This window comes from Actinoplanes lobatus (assembly GCF_014205215.1).
Classification (GTDB): domain Bacteria; phylum Actinomycetota; class Actinomycetes; order Mycobacteriales; family Micromonosporaceae; genus Actinoplanes; species Actinoplanes lobatus.
In genome coordinates, this window is the sequence record NZ_JACHNC010000001.1 from 579,778 (window position 1) to 598,592 (window position 18,815).

The following is an 18,815-nucleotide window of genomic DNA, read 5'->3' on the forward strand; positions in this document are numbered from 1 at the left end:
AGGTTTAGGTTGACGCGCATGCTCATCAGTTTCGGATGTCCGGTTTCTGGCGCCTGGGCGCAACCGGAGACGCTGACCACGATCGCCCGCCGGGCCGAGGAGCTCGGATATCACGGGCTCTGGGCGTTTCAGCGACTGCTCGTCGGGCGGGACCAGGATCTCGCGCCGATCTACCACAGTGTGCTCGATCCCATGGTCGCGCTGACCTGGGCCGCCGCCGCCACGTCCCGGATCCGGCTCGGGGTTTCGGTGATCAACCTGCCGTACGTGTCGCCCACCTATCTGGCCAAGCAGGCCGGCTCCCTGGACCTGCTGTCCGGGGGACGGTTCGACCTGGGACTGGGGACCGGCTGGTCGGAGCCGGAGTTCGTGGCCACCGGGTCCGATCCGAAGCCGCGCGGGCCACGCACCGAGGAGTATCTGGATGTCCTGAAGGCGCTGTTCAGTGGGGATGAGGCCGAGTACTCGGGCCGCTTCTACCAGGTACCGCCGAGCCGGATGGCGCCGGCGCCGGCACAGGCGGGCGGCCCACCGGTGCTGCTCGGTGGGACCGCCGATGTGGCGCTGCGGCGGGCCGGGCGGATCGCGGCCGGCTGGGTGAGCAGCAGCCGGACCAGCCTGCCGGAGATCGAGCGGGGCGTGCGGATCGTCCGCGAAGCGGCGGAGGCCGCAGGACGGGACCCGGACACGGTGCGTATCGTCGTACGTGGCGTCGTCCAGGCCGGGCGGCGCGACGAGGCGATTCCGCTGTCCGGGACCTGGGGCCAGATCAGGGCGGGAGCGGAGAGGTACGCTGAGGCCGGCGCCACGGAGCTGTTCTACGAGCCCAACTGGGACCCGCGGATCGGCGGACCGGAGGCCGACCCGCGCGCGGCCGCGGATCTCGGGGCCGAGATCCTCGCCGCGCTCGCGCCCAGCGGCTGACCGTTCCGGACCGTTGCCATTAGGCCGGTCCGGTGCTCGTGTCGTGCCCGGCCGGCCATCAATGGCGGCTTTCGATGGCCGAAATGGTTGCCGAATTGTCGCCCGGCCGGCCGGAGAGCGCGTCCCGTTCGGGCCGGGCGGGCACCCCGAGGAGCGCGTCTATATACGGCAGCGGTGGTCACCGACCGTAAATCTTCCGGCGATGACCCCCGCAGGCCGCAGGACCCACGGGAGGAACGACCCTCGAAGACATGATCTTGAAACGCTGAAGAAACGGTGATGCGACATTCCAGGCCCGCCACTTCGATGACTCTGCGCAACCGTACGATTGCCCGCCGAATCTCCATAGCCGACAAAACGCCCACGAAACCAACCCACTACATGCCGGTATGGTGGTAAATTTGGGGTTTTGAGGAGTACTTCCGTGGGCGATGGTATGACCTAATCCATATGCTCGGGCCCGCCCTCTGTTATTCATTCGATGCGTCAACTCATTTCCTACGGCCCGATTCCCGACTACGTTTGCCAACCGCAGCATCCGAATACCTCTCACGCACGGCGCATGTGAGGTGTGTCCGTCCATGGAGGTGAACTACAAGCGTGGAACCGTTGATCGATGACCCCGCGCTGACGGGAACGCCGCTCTCATCCGAGCCGGCGACTCCGTCGAAGACTTCCCCGAACACCGCGAAGGGCAAGTCACCGACTCGCATCGCCTTGTCCCGGCTGCGCCGCGACAAGGTCGCGATGGTCAGCCTGGGTGTGTTCCTGCTCTTCGTGTTCATCGCGATCTTCGCGCCACTGTTGGCCAAGATCGAGGGTCAGGACCCGACCTCGCTGAACATCGACCTGGTCGACCGGAACGGATACCCGACCATCGGGATCACCAGCGACCACTGGTTCGGCATCGAGCCGCGCCTCGGTCGCGACCTCTTCGCCCGCTGGGTCTACGGGGCCCGCCCGTCACTCATCGTGGCCGGTCTGGTCACCGTCATCACGACGATCATCGGTGTGGCCGTCGGCCTGATCGCGGGATTCGCCGGCGGCTGGGTCGACCGGGTCCTCTCCTGGATCATCGACTTCGTCCTGAGCCTGCCCTACCTGCTCTTCGCCATCGCCGTCCCGGCGGTGCTGCTCTCCATCTTCGTCGGCACCGCGGAGAACGCGGACGCGCAACAGGTCGCCCAGGTCCGATTCTTCAGCCTGATCCTGGTGCTGTCGATCTTCGGGTGGGCGAGCCTCGCGCGGCTGATCCGCGGCGAGGTGCTCTCCCTACGGGAGCGGGAGTTCATCCAGGCCGCCCGGGTTCTCGGCGTGCCCACCCACAAGGTGCTCTTCAAGGAGCTGCTGCCGAACCTGGTCGGGCCGATCATCGTCTCGTCCTCGATCGCACTTCCGACGTACATCGTCACCGAAGCCGGTCTCACGTTCCTCGGTGTCGGACTGGTCGAGCCCACCCCCTCCTGGGGGTTGACCATCTCCACCGCGGTGACGTTCTATCGGGCCCACCCGATCTTCCTGTGGGTTCCAGTGATCGGCATCACCATCCTGGTCCTGGCGCTCAGCCTGCTCGGCGACGCCATCCGGGATGCTTTCGACCCCCGTACCCGACGGTGAACCGGCGCACGTTGCCGGCAATGAGAAGAGGAGAAATGGCGAGGCGTTTGAGAATGGCCGCGGCCGCGGCCACCGCCCTGACTCTGGGCCTGACGGGCTGTGGCAGCCCGTCGTCCAACAACGACGAGAACAAGTCGGACGACACCGGCAAGATCTCGACCCAGACCGCGGCGATCGACCCCGACGCCAAGGGCCCCGCGCCCGAGGTCCCCGGCGCCCGCAAGGGTGGCGAGATCACGATCTACTCGCAGTCCACGCCGAACACGATCGACCCGACCGACATCTACTACGTCGACTCGAACGAGATCGGCAAGCTGCTCTTCCGTACCTCCACCCAGTTCGCCATCCGCGACGGGAAGCCGGTCCTCGTGCCGGACCTGACCGACGTCGGCACCGTCTCCGCTGACAAGCTGTCCTGGACCTTCAAGTTCAAGACCGGCGAGAAGTACGAGGACGGCTCCGAGATCAAGATCGAGGACCTGGCGTACGCGATCAAGCGCTCGTTCGCCCACGACGTCTTCGCCAACGGTCCCGCGTACCAGCTGTCCTACTTCAAGGACGGCGACAAGTACAAGGGCCCGTACACCAGCGGCACCGACTACGCCGGTGTCGAGGTCTCGGGTGCCGACACCCTGAAGATCAACCTGGCGAAGCCGTTCCCGGACCTGCCGTTCTACATGTCGTTCCCGATGTTCTCGCCGATCCCCCAGGCGAAGGACACCAAGGCCGACTACAAGAACAAGCCGATCGCCAGCGGCCCGTACAAGATCGCTTCCTACACCCCGGGCAGCGAGCTCAAGCTGGTCAAGAACGACAACTGGAACGCCGCGACCGACCCGGTCAAGCACCAGTACCTCGACGGCTGGACCTTCAAGTGGGGTGGCGACGACGTCAAGACCCAGCAGCAGGTCCTGAACAGCAACGGCCCGGACGCCAGCGCCCTGAACTACACCGACGTCGACGCTTCGCTCATCCCGCAGCTGACCGGTGAGAAGAAGGGGCAGTTCGTCCAGGGTGAGTCGCCCTGCACCTACACCTGGCAGATCGACACCACCCAGGTGCCGCTCGAGGTCCGTAAGGCGATCGCCAAGGCCTGGCCGTACGACCAGACCTGGAAGGCCGCCGGCATCAACGACTACATCGGTCAGCCGGCCACCACCTTCATGCCGCCGAGCGTCCCCGGTTACCAGAAGTACACCCCGGTCGAGGACCTGGACGGCGAGGGCACCGGTGACCCGGCCGCCGCGAAGAAGCTGCTGGAGGCCGCCGGCAAGGTCGGCTTCGAGCTCAGCTGGTTCTACGACAACACCAAGCCGATCCCGCAGCAGGTCTCCGCGGTCCGCGAGGCTGCGCTGAAGGAGGCCGGCTTCGCGGTCAAGGCGATCGGTGTCCCGACCGCCGAGCTCCGGAGCAAGATCAACGACTACGACGCCCCGGTCAACATCGCCCAGGGCCCGCGTGGTTGGTGCTCCGACTGGCCGTCCGGTGGTAGCTGGCTCCCGGTCCTCTTCAAGACCGAGAGCATCGCCGCCGGCACCAGCATGGGCGAGCTGAAGGACCCGGCGCTCGACGCCAAGATCGACGAGGTCGCGAACCTTCCGGTCGACGAGTCCACCGCCAAGTGGGCCGCCCTCGACGAGGAGGTCATGAAGATGTACGCCGCGATCCCGTTCTACTACACGAAGTTCGGTGTCGTGATCGGCACCAACGTCGGTGGCGTCGAGGCCGACCCCACCATGGGTATGCCGCTCTTCACCAACGTCTTCCTGAAGAGCTGATCCACCAGTACTGAACACGGTGGCCCGGTCCCCCAACATGGGCCGGGCCACCGTGGTGGCTCACAACGTTCTTTCCCGCCGCCGGTGATCCCGGCCGGCGCCCCTGAACCCGCGTCTGTGTCATCCGGAGGAAACCGCGGTGCTGTTCTACATCCTGCGTCGGCTGGCGAGCGCGATCTCGGTCGTGATCGTCACCCTGATCGCCAGTTTCGCGCTCTTCTTCCTGGCGCCGACCGACCCGGCGGGCGTGATCTGCGGTAACCGCTGTACTCCGGAACGCATCGAGGCGATCAACGACAGCCTCGGCCTGGACGAGCCGGCGATCACCCAGATCGGGCTCTACATGAAGGGCATCGTCGTCGGCCGCACCTACACCACCGCCGGTGGTGTGGTGACCGAGTGCCCGGCGCCCTGCCTCGGCTACTCCTACACGCTCGGCCAGCCGGTCACCAAGATGCTGGCGGACGCGCTGCCGGTGACCCTGTCGATCGTGCTCGGTGGCGCGATCGTGTACTTCGGTGTCGGCGTGTTCACCGGGACCCTCGCCGCGAAGAACCGCGGCTCGACGATGGACAAGGTCACCGTCGGTACCAGCCTGCTCGTCAACTCGGTGCCGTACTTCGTGGTCGCCCTGCTCGTCGCCCTGTACGCGACCGTGTTCCCGCCGGCGCAGTACACCCCGCTCCTGACCAATCCCTGGGCGTGGGCGAGCGGCCTGCTCGCCGCCTGGATGACCCTGGGCCTGACGAACGCCGCCTCCTACACCCGCTACTCGCGAGCCTCGATGATCGAGACGCTGGGCCAGGACTACATCCGCACCGCGCGGTCCAAGGGCATCAGCGAGCGGCGGGTCGTCTACCGGCACGGCGTCCGGGCCGGTCTGACCCCGGTGGTCACCATCCTGGGCCTGGACGTGGCGTTCCAGCTCACCAACGCGATCTTCACCGAGAGCATCTTCGGCCTCCCCGGTCTGGGCCTGCTCAGCATCCGGGCCTTCTACCAGTACGACCTTCCGGTGCTGATGGGAACCGTGCTCCTCGGCTCGGTGGTGCTGGTGCTGATGAACCTCGTCGTCGACATCGTCTACACCTTCCTCGACCCGCGGGTCCGGCTCGGATGACCCCGGCCGGCCACCCCCACCCCACCACGGCACGCACCACAAAGGCGGCACAGGCATGAGCGACCAGACGGTCCGGGCCCCGCACACGGTGACCCGGACACCCCGGGCCCGATCGGCGGACGAGCAGGCCTACCTCGAGGTCTCCGACCTCCACGTGCACTTCCCCACCCAGGACGGCGTCGTGAAGGCCGTGCAGGGCCTGAGCTACTCCCTGCCGCTGGGCCGCACACTGGCGATCGTCGGCGAATCCGGCTCGGGCAAGAGTGTCTCGAGCATGGCGGTGATGGGCCTGCACGACCGCAAGTCGACCAAGATCACCGGGTCGATCAAGGTCGGCGGCAAGGAGATCGTCGGCATGTCGGAACGGGCGATGATGTCGTTCCGTGGTGCCGACGCCGCGATGATCTTCCAGGACCCGCAGTCCTCGCTGCACCCGTACTTCACCATCGGCGACCAGATCATGGAGTCGTACCGGTCGCACAACCGGACCTCCAAGAAGGCCGCCAAGGAGCGGGCCATCGAGATGCTCGACCGGGTCGGCATCCCGAACCCGAAGCGCCGCGTGGACCAGTTCCCGCACGAGTTCTCCGGCGGTATGCGGCAGCGCGCGATGATCGCCATGGCGCTGGTCAACGACCCGAAGCTGCTGATCGCCGACGAGCCGACCACGGCCCTCGACGTGACCGTGCAGGCACAGATCCTGGACCTGATCGCCGACCTCCAGCGGGACTTCGGCTCGGCGGTCGTCTTCATCACCCACGACCTCGGGGTGGTGGCCGAGATCGCCGACGACATCCTGGTGATGTACGCCGGCAACGCGGTCGAGCACGGCCCGGTCGAGAAGATCCTCGGTTCGCCGCTGCACCCGTACACCTGGGGTCTTCTGGAAAGCATCCCGGCGGTCTCCGGCACGCCCGGCCCGCTGCACCCGATCCCCGGCTCGCCGCCGAGCCTGCTCGCCATGCCGAGCGGCTGCTCCTTCAACCCGCGGTGCGAGTTCCGCGAGCGGGTGAAGGACGACCTGTGCCGGACGCTGCGGCCGGACCTGATCGCGCGCACCGCCGACACCGGCCGTGCCTCCCGTTGCCACCTCCACGACCCCGACCGGGTGTTCGAGGCCGAAGTCCTGCCCCGGCTGCCGTAAGGAACACGACGATGACCGCTGCCACCGCTGCCAAATCGGGCGTTCGCAAGGTCGAGGGCGCACCGCTGCTCGAACTCGACGACGTCAAGATGCACTTCCGGATCAAGGGTGAGGGCATCCTCGCCCTGGGCAACAAATGGGTCCAGGCCGTCGACGGGGTCAGCCTGACCCTCCAGCCCGGCGAGACGCTGGGCCTGGTCGGCGAGTCCGGCTGTGGCAAATCCACCACGGCCCGCCTGATCACCCGGCTGCTCGAGCCCACCGGCGGGCAGATCAAGTTCCAGGGCGTGGACATCGCCCACATGAACGAGCGCCAACTGCGGCCGTACCGCCGCGAGATCCAGCTGATCTTCCAGGACCCGTACTCGTCGCTGAACCCGCGGCACACCGTCGGCACCATCGTCGGCACCGCGCTGCGCACCCACGACATGGTGCCGAAGAGCGGCGAGCTCAAGCGGGTCCAGGAGCTCCTGGAGATGGTCGGCCTGAACCCGGAGCACTACAACCGCTACCCGCACGAGTTCTCCGGCGGCCAGCGGCAGCGCATCGGCATCGCCCGCGCGCTGGCGGCCCGGCCCAAGGTGATCGTGGCCGACGAGCCGGTCTCCGCCCTGGACGTGTCGATCCAGGCGCAGGTCATGAACCTGCTGGAGAACCTGCGCAAAGAGCTGGGCATCGCCTTCGTCTTCATCGCGCACGACCTCGGCGTGGTGCGGCACTTCTGCGACCGGGTCGCGGTCATGTACCTGGGCCGGGTGGTCGAGGAGGGTCCGCGCGACGAGCTGTACGAGAAGCCGAACCACCCGTACACCCAGGCTCTGCTCTCCGCCGTGCCGGACATCGGGGTGGTCCGTGGTGTCCCGCCGAAGAACCGGATCCGCCTGGTGGGCGACGTTCCCAGCCCGGTCGACCCGCCGTCCGGCTGCCGCTTCCGCACCCGCTGCTGGAAGGCCGAGGACATCTGCGCCACGCAGGACCCGGCCCTGCTGGAACACACGGAGAAGCTGCACACCGCGTGCCACTTCGCCGCGCCTCCGACCGAGTCGATCGTGGCCGAAACGGCCTGACTACCCTGGCCGAGTGGAAAATCTATCCCCGACCGTCTATCGCACCAGGTCGTGGCAGAACCGCCGCCGGGCGCTCCTCGCGCTCGGCGGCGCCGGTCTGGTCCTGGTGGGCTACCTGCTCGGGCGCTGGCAGGACACGCCGGCCGACCCGGTGTTCACCGGGCAGACCGTCGCCACCCCGGGCGCCACCACACCGCCGGCGACGCCATCGGCCACGCCCGCCTCCGCCGAGCCGGTCCCGGTGAAGTACCCGGTGCTCCAGGCCGAGGCGGCGACCGAACTGGCCGGCGTCGAGACCCAGCCCACCGAGGACGAGGGCGGCGGGGACAACGTCGGCTGGATCAACCGGGACGACTACCTGCGGTTCGACAACTTCGACTTCGGGGCGGTGCCGGCGACGGCGGCCCGGATCCGGGTGGCGTCCGGCGCGGGGACCACCGGGCGGGTGCAGATCCGGCTGGACAGCCGGACCAACGACCCGGTCGGCGAGCTGTCGGTCAGCAACACCGGTGACTGGCAGAAATGGCGTACCGACACCGCGGTGCTCAAGCCGGTGACCGGGACGCACACCGTCTTCGTGACGTTCACCTCGGACGAGGGCGCCGAGTTCGTGAATCTGAACTGGCTCCAGTTCGACCACTGATCGAACATCTGTACTAATCTGGCGGCGTGATCCTGCACGCCGATCTGGACTCGTTCTACGCGTCGGTCGAGCAGCGCGACGATCCCGCGCTGCGCGGCCGGCCCGTCCTGGTCGGCGGCGGTGTGGTGCTCGCCGCGTCGTACGAGGCGAAGGCCCATGGCGTCCGAACCCCGATGAGCCTCGGCCGGGCCCGGGCGCTCTGCCCGTGGGCCGTCGTCGTCCCACCGCGGATGAGCGCCTACGCGGCGGCCAGCAAAGCGGTGTTCGAGGTCTTCCGGGACACCACCCCGATCGTCGAGCCGGTCTCCATCGACGAGGCCTTCCTCGACGTCGACGGCCTCCGCCGGATCCGCGGCACGGCGGAGGAGATCGCCCGGCAGCTGCGGGCCGACGTGCGCGCCCGCACCGGGCTGCCGATCACCGTGGGCGTGGCGCGCACCAAGTTCCTGGCCAAGGTGGCCAGCGGAGTGGGCAAGCCGGACGGGCTGCTGGTCGTGCCGCCCGGCGGGGAGCTGGCATTCCTGCATCCGCTGCCGGTGGAGAAGCTGTGGGGCGTCGGCCCGGTCACCGCGGCCAGGCTGCGCGAGCGGCAGATCCACACGGTGGGCCACGTCGCCCGGATCGGCGAGGCCGCCCTGGTCGCCATGCTCGGGGCCGGCGCGGGCCGGCACCTGCACGCGCTCGCCCACAACCGGGACCCGCGCCGGGTGGAGACCGGGCGGCGCAGCGGCTCGATCGGCGCGCAGTCGGCGCTCTCCCGGTCGCTGTCGTCCAGCGAGGTCGAGGCCACCCTGGGCGCGCTCGTCGACCGGGTCAGCCGGCGGATGCGGCGGGCGCACCGGCCCGGGCGCACCATCACGCTGCGGCTGCGGTTCGGCGACTTCACCCGGGCCACCCGGTCCCGCAGTCTGCTCAAGGCCACCCTGGGGACCGGCACGATCCTGCGGGTGGCGGTGGAGCTGCTGCACGAGGCCGCGCCGCTGATCGCCGAGCGCGGGCTGACCCTGGTCGGCGTGGCGGTGAGCAACCTCGACGGGGCCGGCGCCGTGCAGTTGGAGCTGCCCTTCGAGGAGCCGCGCGAGGCGGGGCTGGACGCCGCGGTCGACCGGATTCGCGACCGGTTCGGCTCGGCCGCCCTCCAGCGCGCCGCGATGGTGGGCCGGGAGCTGCACCCGTCCGTTCCCCTGCTGTCCGACTGAGGCAGACTTCATGGCGTGCGGAAGATCTGTGTAGTGGGAATCGGCGCCGGCGACCCGGACCATCTGACCCTTCAGGCGGCGAAGGCCATCGGCCGTACCCAGGTGTTCTTCCTGCTCGACAAGGGTGAGGCCAAGGCGGGCCTGATCGAACTGCGGGAAGGCCTGATCCGGCACTACGGGCACCCGCACAAGCGGATCGTGGAAGGCCGCGACCCGGATCGCGACCGCACCCCCGCCGACTACACCGGCACGGTCGCGGACTGGCGGCACCGCCGCTCCCTGGTCCTCGAGGAGCTGATCACCGAGCACCTCAAGGACGACGAGATCGGCTCGATCCTGGTCTGGGGCGACCCCTCGCTGTACGACTCGACCATCGCCATCCTGGAGGAGATCCTGGAGCGCGGGGCGATCGAGTTCGAGTACGAGGTGATCCCCGGCATCAGCAGCGTCTCCGCCCTGGCCGCCAAGCACCGGATCGGCCTGAACCGGGTGGGCCGCCCGGTGCAGATCACCACCGGCCGGCGGCTCGCCGAGGGCTGGCCGGAGGGCGTCGACGACGTGGTCGTGATGCTCGACGCCCAGCAGGCGTTCACCGCGCACCCGGACGCCGACATCTACTGGGGCGCCTACGTCAGCACCGCGGACGAGCTGCTCGACGCCGGCCGGGTGTCCGAGGTGGCGGAGCGGATCGTCGAGACCCGCACCGAGGCCCGCGAGCGCCACGGCTGGATCATGGACACCTACCTGCTCCGCCGCCCGGACGCTACAGATCGTTGAAGGGCGCGGCGTAGGTGAAGACGCCGCGCACCGACGGATCGTGGGCGGTCAGCGGCCGGGCCTGGAAGTGCGGCCCCCACTCCGCCACCGGTGGCTCGATGCCGTACTCGGCGGACGGCCGGAACCCGAACCGGAAGTAGAAGGCCGGATCGCCGAGCAGCACCACCAGCGGCTCGCCGAGAGCGTCGGCGGCACCCAGCACCGCGTGCATCAGCGCCGAACCGACCCCGCGGCGCTGATGATCCGGGTGCACGCTGACCGGCCCCAGCCCGAGAGCGGGGGCGGCGCCGACACGGCCACGGGTGCACACCACATGCCCCACGACAACGCCGTCCACCACCGCCACCAGCGACAGCGCCGGCAGCCAGCCCTCGTCGGCGCGCAGCTTGCCGACGAGCGGCGCCTCGTCCGGCTCGACCCCGTCCGGCAGCGGCTCCCGGAAGTGCGGCCGGGCGAACGCGGCGGCCGTCACCTCCCTGATCACGCCGACATCGGCGGGGGTCTCACGTCGAATGATCACCGGTCCTCCAGGGAACCCTCGGTCTCCAAGTAAAGCTCACGCAGCGCGGCCAGTGTCTCCGGTTCGGGGGACTCCCACAGCTTGCGGTCGGCGGCCTCCAGCAGCCGCTCGGTGATGCCGTGCAGCGCCCACGGGTTCGACTGGCGCATGAACCCCTGGTTCTCGTCGTCGAGCGCGTAGGACGCGGCGAGCTGCTCATACATCCAGTCGGTCACCACGCCGGCGGTCGCGTCGTACCCGAACAGGTAGTCCACGGTCGCCGCCAGCTCGAAGGCGCCCTTGTAGCCGTGCCGCCGCATCGCGGCGATCCAGCGCGGGTTCACCACCCGGGCCCGGAAGATCCGCGCGGTCTCCTCGGTCAGGCTGCGGGTCCGTGCCTGGTCCGGGTTGGTGGAATCGCCGATGTACGCCGCCGGCGCGCGACCGGTGAGCGCCCGCACCGTGGCGATCATGCCGCCGTGGTACTGGAAGTAGTCGTCGGAGTCGGCGATGTCGTGCTCGCGGGTGTCGATGTTCTTCGCGGCCACGTCGATCCGGCGGTACGCGTTCTCCATGTCCCCACGAGCCAGCACCCCGTCCAGGCCCCGCCCGTAGGCGAAGCCGCCCCACACCGCGTACACCTCGGCCAGATCGGCGTCGTCCCGCCAGTTCCGGCTGTCGATGAGCGGCAGGATTCCGGCGCCGTACGCCCCCGGCCGCGACCCGAAGATCCGCATGGTGGCCCGCCGCCAGTCGCCGTGCTCGCCCTGGTCGCGCAGGGCGTGCTCGCGGACGAAGTTGTCCGGCTCGTCCAGCCCGGCGATCAGGGTGAACGCGTCGTCGAGCAGAGCCACCACGTGCGGGAACGCGTCACGGAAGAAGCCCGAGACACGGACCGTCACGTCGATGCGGGGGCGGCCCAGCTCCTCGGCCGGGATCGGCTCCAGGCCGGTGACCCGCCGGGACGCCGGATCCCAGACCGGGCGGACGCCGATCAGGGCGAGGATCTCGGCGATGTCGTCGCCGGCGGTCCGCATGGCGCTGGTGCCCCAGGCGGAGAGCCCGACCGAGCGGGGCCACTCGCCGTGGTCGGCCCGGTAGCGGGTCAGCAGCGAGTCGGCCATCGCCTGCCCGGTCTCCCAGGCGAGCCGGCTCGGGATGGCCTTGGGGTCGACGGAGTAGAAGTTGCGGCCGGTCGGCAGCACGTTGATCAGGCCGCGCAGCGGGGAGCCGCTGGGGCCGGCCGGCACGTAACCGCCGTCGAGCGCGTGCAGCACGTTGGTCAGCTCGTCGGTGGTGCGGGCGAGCCGCGGCACGACCTCGGTGGCCGCGAACTCCAGCACGCGCACCACATCCGGCAATACCGACAAATCCGAAATATCGTGTACGCCGGGAAGCGTCGCCGGAGGTGCGGTGGAAGCGGCGCCCGCCGGTGCGGCGGAAGCGGCGCCCGCCGGTGCGGCGACCAGGTCCGCCGGGACCTCCGTCGGCCAACCACGCTCCTCCATGGCCGTGACCAGTGCCCGCGCCTGCGCCTCGATCTCGTCGGTCTCCGCGGTGGACGCGTCCTCCGCGAGACCCAGCGCCTCCCGCAGACCCGGCAGCGCCGCCACCTGACCGGCCCACATCTGCCGCGCCCGCAGCATGGCGAGCACCAGGTTGACCCGCGCCTCCCCGGTCGGCGCCGCCCCCAGCACGTGCAGCCCGTCACGGATCTGCACGTCCTTGACCTCACACAGCCATCCGTCGATGTGCATGATGAAGTCGTCGAACTCCTCGGCCTCCGGCCGGTGCCGCTGGCCGAGGTCGTGGTCCATCTTGGCGGCCTGGATCAGCGTCCAGATCTGCGCCCGGATCGCCGGGAGCTTGGCCGGGTCGAGGGCGGCGATGGTCGCGTGCTCGTCGAGCAGCTGCTCCAGGCGGGCGATGTCCCCGTACGACTCGGCGCGGGCCATCGGCGGGATCAGATGGTCGACCAGCGTGGCGTGTGCCCGGCGCTTCGCCTGCGTACCCTCGCCGGGGTCGTTGACGAGGAACGGGTAGATCAGCGGCAGGTCGCCGAGGGCCGCGTCGGTGCCGTCCGACGCGGACATGCCCACGTTCTTGCCGGGCAGCCACTCCAGGTTGCCGTGCTTGCCGACGTGCACCACCGCGTGCGCGCCGAACTCGTCGGCCACCCACCGGTAGGCGGCCAGGTAGTGGTGGCTCGGCGGCAGGTCGGGGTCGTGGTAGATGGCGACCGGGTTGGCCCCGAACCCGCGCGGAGGCTGGACCATCACCACGATGTTCTCGTCGCGCAGCGCGGCCAGCACGATGTCGCCGTCGTCGACATACAGCTCACCGGGGGCCTGACCCCAGTGCCGCTCGACACTCTCCCGGAAGTCCTCGGGGAGCTGGCCGAACCAGGTCTGGTAGCGAGATGCCGGAATTCGCACCGGGTTTCCGGACAGCTGCTCCTCGGTCAGCCAGTCCGGGTCCTGCCCGCCGGCCGCGATCAACGTGTGGATGAGCCCGTCGCCGTCGTAGGACCCGAAGTCACCGATCCGGTAACCCCGGTCGGCGAGAGCAGCCAGCAGGGCGACCGTCGAGGCCGGCGTGTCCAGACCGACCGCGTTCCCGATCCGGGAATGCTTGGTCGGGTAGGCCGACAGCATCAGCACGATCCTGCGATCGGCCGGCGGGACGTGCCGCAGCCGGGCGTGCGCCACCGCGATCCCGGCCACCCGCGACGCCCGCTCCTCGTCGGCCGCATAGACCGACAGCCCGTCCTCGTCGATCTCCTTGAACGAGAACGGCACCGTGATGATCCGGCCGTCGAACTCCGGGATCGCCACCTGCGTCGCCGCGTCCAGCGGGGTCAGCCCGTCGTCGGCGGCCTCCCAGGCGGCCCGCGAACTCGTCAGGCACAGCCCCTGGAGGATCGGCACGTCCAGGTCGGCGAGCACGCCGACATCCCACGCCTCGTCGTCGCCGCCCGCGCTCGCGGTCGCCGGGCGGGTGCCGCCGGCCGCCAGCACGGTCACCACCAGCGCGTCCGCCTTGCGCAGCTCGGCCAGCAGCTCCGGCGGGGCGGTCCGCAACGAGGCCGTGAAGATCGGCATGGCCCGCGCGCCCTTGGCCTCGATCGCCCGGCAGAGCGTCTCGACGAACGCCGTGTTGCCGGCCATGTGATGCGCCCGGTAATAGAGCACCGCCACGGTCGCCTCGCCGGTGGACTCCGGGCGCGGCAGGAAACCCCACTGTGGGCTCTCCACGGCCGGCGCGAACCCGTTGCCGGTCAGCAGCACCGTGTCGGAGAGGAAGTCGTGCAGCGAGACCAGATTGTCCGCGCCGCCGTGCGCCAGATAGGTGTGCGCCTCGGCGGCCACCCCGGCGGGCACCGTGGACAGCTTCATCAACTCGGCGTCCGGCGCCTGCTCGCCGCCCAGGACCACCACCGGCACGTCGCCCGCGAGCAGCGTGTCCAGCCCCTCCTCCCAGGCCCGGCGGCCGCCCAGGATGCGCACCACGACAAGGTCGGCCCCGTCGAGCAGGCCGGGCAGATCGGTGACCGAAGTGCGGGCCGGGTTGGCCGGGCGCCAGGCCGAACCACTGGCCCGGGCGCTGAGCAGGTCGGTGTCGGACGTCGACAGCAGCAGAAACACGCGCGCTCCCCTCGGGGTCCGCGCCCCGGGTAGTCGGATGTCACGGCGACCGGAGTTCCTGGCTCCCAGGGCTCGAACTCCCTGGTGACAGTGGCGGGACCGCGCCGGAGTCACACCGGCTTCCTCCGCGGCGTCGCCGCTCGTGAGCCATAACTTTTCCGAACCCCGGTGTCCCGCGTCAAGGCGGAACGGCCGCTGTGACGCTGCCGACCCACCGAGAGGCGACGGTGAATTCCTGTCGGGGGTCGGCCGTAGTATCCGGGCCATGTCTCCCGTCCGGACTTCCGACACCGACGCCTGCCCCGGCGCGCTGCGGCTGCACGCCGCCGCCGACGGGTTGCTGGCCCGGGTCCGGCTGCCCGGCGGGCTGCTGACCGGCGCCCGGCTGCGCGCGCTGCGCGCGCTGGCCGAGGAGTTCGGCGACGGCGCCCTGGAGTTGACCTCGCGGGCCAATCTCCAGCTCAGAGGCCTGTCGGCCACCGACGCCCCGGCCTTGGCGACCCGCTTGCGCGCCGCCGGGCTGCTGCCCTCACAGACCCACGACAATGTCCGGAACATCGCGTCGCCGCCACTCCCAGGATCGACGATCCGCGCTCTGATACCGGCCTTGGATCGCGCCATCGTGGACGATCCCGCCCTGGCCGGCCTCCCCGGCAAGTTCCTGTTCGCGCTCGGCCACGTCCCCCTGTCCCCCGACGTCGCCGCCGTCCCGGCCCCCAACCCCGCACCGGCGCCCACCACCCGGCCGGCCCCCACCAACCCCACACCGGCGCCCACCACCCAGCCGCCCACGACCAGCCCCACACCACCGGCGCCCACCACCCACACGGCTGTCGCGGGGCCGGAAGAGCGGGGGCACACCGGTGGCGGGCTGTTCGCGATCCGCTTCGCCGGGCACGACACCGGGCTCCGGGTGGAGGCCGGCCGGGTGGTGCCGGCGCTGATCGCGGCGGCGCACGCGTTCCTCGCCGAGCGGGAGGAGCAGCGGGGCGACGGCCCGGCCGCGTGGCGTTTGCGGGAGTTGACCGACGGCCCGGCGCGTGTGTCGGCCCGGGTGGCCGGCGTCCTCGGGTTGACGCCCGTCGCCGTGCCGGCGGCGGTTCCGGTCGAGGCCACCGGCGCCACCGATCTGGTCGGTGTGGTGGCTCAGGCGGACGGGCTGGCCGCGGTGGGGGCGCTGGTGCCGTTGGGGCGCCTGACCGGCGTACCCCTCAGGGTTTTGGAAGGCGCCGATCAGCTGGTGGTGACCCCCTGGCGTGGGGTGATCGTGGCCGATCTGCCGCCGTCGGCGGCGGTGGAGTGGGCGGACCGTCTGGCCGCGGCCGGGCTCGCGGTGGCCGCGGATTCGCCATGGTCCGGGGTGACCGCCTGCGCCGGGCGGCCAGGTTGCGCGAAATCGCTGGCCGACGTCCGCGCCGACGCCACCGCCACGGCCCGTTTCGTCGACGGCCTGCCGGTCCACTGGGTGGGTTGCGCCCGCGCGTGCGGCAGCCCGTCCGGCCCGCACGTCCGCGTCGAGGCCACCACCGACGGCTACCTGGTCGCCCGCACGGACGGTGACCGAGCCGGCCCCGCCGACCTGCCAGGGATGACCAGCGCGGAGAGTGACCGAACCGGCCCAGCCCGGCCATCGCAAACGACCAGCGCGGAGAGCGGCCGAACAGGCCCAGCCCGGCCATCGCAAACGACCAGCGCGGAGAGCGGCCGAACAGGCCCAGCCCGGCCATCGCAAACGACCGGCGCGGAGAGCGGCCGATCCGGACTCGTCGGCGCATCGGGGATCTCCGGCGCGGAGGGTGACGGATCCGGACTGGTCGGCCCATCGACTGCGGGGGCGGGATCGCCGAGGATCAGCGAGGTCGGCGCGGCCGTGACCGGGTTGGGGGAGATCGTGGCTGTGGCTAGGAGGCCCTGATGGAGTATGTGCGCGACGGTGCGGAGATCTACCGGCGCTCGTTCGCCACCATCCGGGCCGAGGCGGACCTGTCGGGGCTGCCGGAGGACGTGTCGCGGGTGGTGGTCCGGATGATCCACGCCTGCGGGATGGTGGATCTGGTGAAGGATGTCCGGTTCAGTCCGGGTGTGGTCACCGCGGCGCGGAAGGCGCTGCTCGACGGCGCGCCGATCCTCTGTGACGCGGAGATGGTGGCGTCCGGGGTGACCCGGTCGCGGCTGCCGGCGGCCAACGAGGTGATCTGCACGCTGCGGGATCCGGCGGTGCCGGGGCTGGCCGCGGCGATCGGCAACACCCGCAGCGCGGCCGCCCTCGACCTGTGGGGTGACCGGCTGGGCGGCGCTGTGGTGGCGGTCGGCAATGCGCCGACCGCGCTGTTCCGGCTGCTGGAGATGGTCGCGGCGGGCGCGCCCCGGCCGGCCGCGGTGCTCGGCATCCCGGTCGGTTTCATCGGCGCGGCCGAGTCCAAGGAGGCTCTCGCCGAGTCCGGTCTGGATTACCTGATCGTGCGCGGCCGCCGGGGTGGCAGCGCCATCACCGCCGCCGCGGTGAACGCCCTCGCTTCCGAAGCGGAGTGAGGCCCCGGTGCGGAACGAAGCGGAATAGGTCGGAAGAGATGACGAACGAGCCAGTACGGAAGACCGGCCGCCTCTTCGGGGTCGGGCTTGGCCCCGGCGACCCGGAGCTGGTCACCGTGAAGGCGGCCCGGCTGATCGCCGCGGCGGACGTGGTGGCCTATCACGCGGCGGGGCACGGGCGCAGCAACGCGCGCGCCATCGCGGCCGGGTACCTGCGGGAGGGTCAGATCGAGGAGGCCCTCATCTACCCGGTGACCACCGGGACGACCGACCATCCGGGCGGCTACCAGGGCGCCATCGACGACTTCTACGCCGAGTCGGCGGCCCGGCTCGCCGCGCATCTGGACGCCGGCCGGGACGTGGTGGTGCTGGCCGAGGGTGACCCGTTCTTCTACGGCTCCTACATGCACATGCACAAGCGCCTGGCCGGCCGGTACCACGCCACCGTCGTCCCCGGTGTCACGTCGGTCAGCGCCGCGTCGGCGGTGCTCGGCCGGCCGCTGATGGAGCGCGACGAGGTGCTCACCGTGCTGCCCGGGACGCTGGAGCCGAAGGATCTGGCGGAGCGCCTGGCCGCCACCGACTCGGCGGCCGTGATGAAGCTGGGCCGCACCTTCGAGGGTGTCCGGGAGGCGCTCACCGAGGCGGGCCGGCTCGACGACGCCTGGTACGTGGAGCGCGCCACCACCGGCCGGGAGCGGTCCGGCCCGTTGCGGGACGTCGACCCGGCCACGGTGCCGTACTTCTCGCTGGCCCTGCTGCCGAGCCCGGCCGCGACCGCGTTCGGGTCCGGCGCCGCGGCACCGGCCGGGTTCGCCGAGGCCCCGGTGGACACCACGTTCAACGGCACGGCCGCGGCGACGGCCGAGCCGGACGGCGGCCTGGTCAGCCTGGAGGATGCGAACGCCGCAGCGCTGACCCGGTTCGCGAGCGGCGACGACCGCGGCACCGGCGGGGTGACGGTGGTCGGGCTGGGGCCGGGCGCCCGGCACTGGCTGACCCCGGAGGCGCAGGAGGCGCTGGCCGCCGCCGACGACCTGGTCGGCTACGGCCCGTACGTCGACCGGGTGCCGCCGAATCCGCGGCAGCGCCGGCACTCCTCGGACAACCGGGTCGAGGCGGAGCGTGCCGCGTTCGCCCTGGACCTGGCGAGACGTGGGCGGCGGGTGGCGGTCGTGTCCTCCGGTGACCCGGGGGTCTTCGCGATGGCCGCGGCCGTTCTGGAGGTGGCCGAGGACCCGCAGTGGCAGGACGTGCCGATCCGGATCATCCCGGGTCTTACCGCCGCGCAGGCGGTGGCGAGCCGGGCGGGGGCGCCGCTCGGGCACGATTTCTGCATCCTGTCGCTGTCGGACCGGCTCAAGCCGTGGTCGGTGATCGAGTCCCGGTTGGAGGCGGCGGCCGCCGCCGACCTGGTGATCGCCGTCTACAACCCGGCGTCGAGGAGCCGCCGGGAGCAGCTGGTCCGGGCGCTGGAGCTGTTGCGTGGCCATCGCCGCCCGGGGACGCCGGTGGTGGTGGGCCGGGATGTGGGCGGGCCGGCCGAGTCGGTGCGGATCACCACCCTGGCCGCGCTCGATCCGGCCACCGTCGACATGCGCTGCCTGCTGATCATCGGCTCGTCGCAGACCCGTGCGGTCACCCGCGGCGACGGCACCACGGCCGTCTTCACACCGAGGCACTATCCGGCCTGAGGCCGGTTGCAGATCGGTCGGCGGCACCCGTTCTGAAACCCGGCCCGGACGGCGGCCGGCGGCTGGCGCTGCCGGGGTGAGGGGCGGGTGAGGGTCCGCTACCGGTCTGCAACCACGTTGCAGCAACGCAGTTCTCCAGACGACATGTGCAAGACCGAATAAGAGGGGGCGGTAAGA

The 18,815-nt window shown here is 70.8% G+C and carries 14 protein-coding genes and 1 riboswitch; of the genes, 12 read left to right on the plus strand and 2 right to left on the minus strand.

Features of this window, described 5'->3' with window-relative positions; translation table 11 throughout:
* Positions 1 to 18: 18 nt before the first annotated feature.
* From BJ964_RS02525 to cobF, 9 genes are all read left to right on the plus strand, one after another.
* On the plus strand, positions 19 to 924 hold the full coding sequence (locus BJ964_RS02525) for a TIGR03619 family F420-dependent LLM class oxidoreductase (protein ID WP_188119151.1): 906 nt from the start codon (positions 19 to 21) through the stop codon (positions 922 to 924).
* A 600-nt stretch (positions 925 to 1,524) separates the two neighbouring features.
* Positions 1,525 to 2,541 carry an ABC transporter permease gene (locus tag BJ964_RS02530; protein ID WP_188119152.1) on the plus strand — a complete coding sequence of 339 codons (1,017 nt, stop codon included), beginning with the start codon at positions 1,525 to 1,527 and terminating at the stop codon, positions 2,539 to 2,541.
* A gap of 35 nt (positions 2,542 to 2,576) precedes the next feature.
* Complete coding sequence (locus BJ964_RS02535) at positions 2,577 to 4,319, plus strand: ABC transporter substrate-binding protein (RefSeq protein WP_188119153.1); 1,743 nt, start codon at positions 2,577 to 2,579, stop codon at positions 4,317 to 4,319.
* Positions 4,320 to 4,458: 139 nt separating this feature from the next.
* On the plus strand, positions 4,459 to 5,439 hold the full coding sequence (locus tag BJ964_RS02540; protein WP_188119154.1) for an ABC transporter permease: 981 nt from the start codon (positions 4,459 to 4,461) through the stop codon (positions 5,437 to 5,439).
* A 55-nt stretch (positions 5,440 to 5,494) separates the two neighbouring features.
* Positions 5,495 to 6,583 (plus strand): ABC transporter ATP-binding protein, encoded by a 1,089-nt coding sequence (locus tag BJ964_RS02545; RefSeq protein WP_188119155.1) that lies wholly within the window; start codon positions 5,495 to 5,497, stop codon positions 6,581 to 6,583.
* Between the two features lie 11 nt (positions 6,584 to 6,594).
* Positions 6,595 to 7,650 carry an ABC transporter ATP-binding protein gene (locus tag BJ964_RS02550; RefSeq protein ID WP_188119156.1) on the plus strand — a complete coding sequence of 352 codons (1,056 nt, stop codon included), beginning with the start codon at positions 6,595 to 6,597 and terminating at the stop codon, positions 7,648 to 7,650.
* Between the two features lie 13 nt (positions 7,651 to 7,663).
* Positions 7,664 to 8,293, plus strand: a complete 630-nt coding sequence (locus BJ964_RS02555) for a carbohydrate-binding protein (RefSeq protein WP_188119157.1) — start codon at positions 7,664 to 7,666, stop codon at positions 8,291 to 8,293.
* Between the two features lie 26 nt (positions 8,294 to 8,319).
* A complete protein-coding gene (dinB, locus tag BJ964_RS02560) occupies positions 8,320 to 9,492 on the plus strand; it encodes a DNA polymerase IV (RefSeq protein WP_188119158.1) in 1,173 nt (390 codons plus the stop codon).
* A gap of 15 nt (positions 9,493 to 9,507) precedes the next feature.
* On the plus strand, positions 9,508 to 10,269 hold the full coding sequence (cobF, locus tag BJ964_RS02565; RefSeq protein ID WP_188119159.1) for a precorrin-6A synthase (deacetylating): 762 nt from the start codon (positions 9,508 to 9,510) through the stop codon (positions 10,267 to 10,269).
* On the opposite strand, the gene BJ964_RS02570 is transcribed toward cobF, so the two are convergent.
* Complete coding sequence (locus tag BJ964_RS02570; RefSeq protein ID WP_188119160.1) at positions 10,256 to 10,789, minus strand: GNAT family N-acetyltransferase; 534 nt, start codon at positions 10,787 to 10,789, stop codon at positions 10,256 to 10,258. The two genes, cobF and BJ964_RS02570, sit on opposite strands and share 14 nt — an antisense overlap.
* Entirely contained in the window at positions 10,786 to 14,412 is a 3,627-nt protein-coding gene (cobN, locus tag BJ964_RS02575; protein WP_188119161.1) for a cobaltochelatase subunit CobN, read from the minus strand. Before cobN ends, BJ964_RS02570 begins: the two co-directional genes overlap by 4 nt.
* Positions 14,413 to 14,445: 33 nt before the next feature.
* Positions 14,446 to 14,573, minus strand: a riboswitch (cobalamin riboswitch).
* A gap of 104 nt (positions 14,574 to 14,677) precedes the next feature.
* On the opposite strand from cobN, the gene BJ964_RS02580 reads away from it, so the two are divergent.
* From BJ964_RS02580 to BJ964_RS02590, 3 genes are read left to right on the plus strand one after another with little or no spacing between them, the layout of a single operon-like run.
* Positions 14,678 to 16,327, plus strand: a complete 1,650-nt coding sequence (locus BJ964_RS02580) for a precorrin-3B synthase (RefSeq protein WP_188119162.1) — start codon at positions 14,678 to 14,680, stop codon at positions 16,325 to 16,327.
* Positions 16,327 to 16,944, plus strand: coding sequence for a precorrin-8X methylmutase (locus BJ964_RS02585; protein WP_223149463.1), 618 nt, complete (start codon positions 16,327 to 16,329; stop codon positions 16,942 to 16,944). The genes BJ964_RS02580 and BJ964_RS02585 overlap by 1 nt, the downstream gene beginning before the upstream one ends.
* A 38-nt stretch (positions 16,945 to 16,982) precedes the next feature.
* Positions 16,983 to 18,638, plus strand: a complete 1,656-nt coding sequence (locus BJ964_RS02590) for a precorrin-2 C(20)-methyltransferase (RefSeq protein ID WP_188119163.1) — start codon at positions 16,983 to 16,985, stop codon at positions 18,636 to 18,638.
* The last annotated feature ends 177 nt before the right edge of the window (positions 18,639 to 18,815 follow it).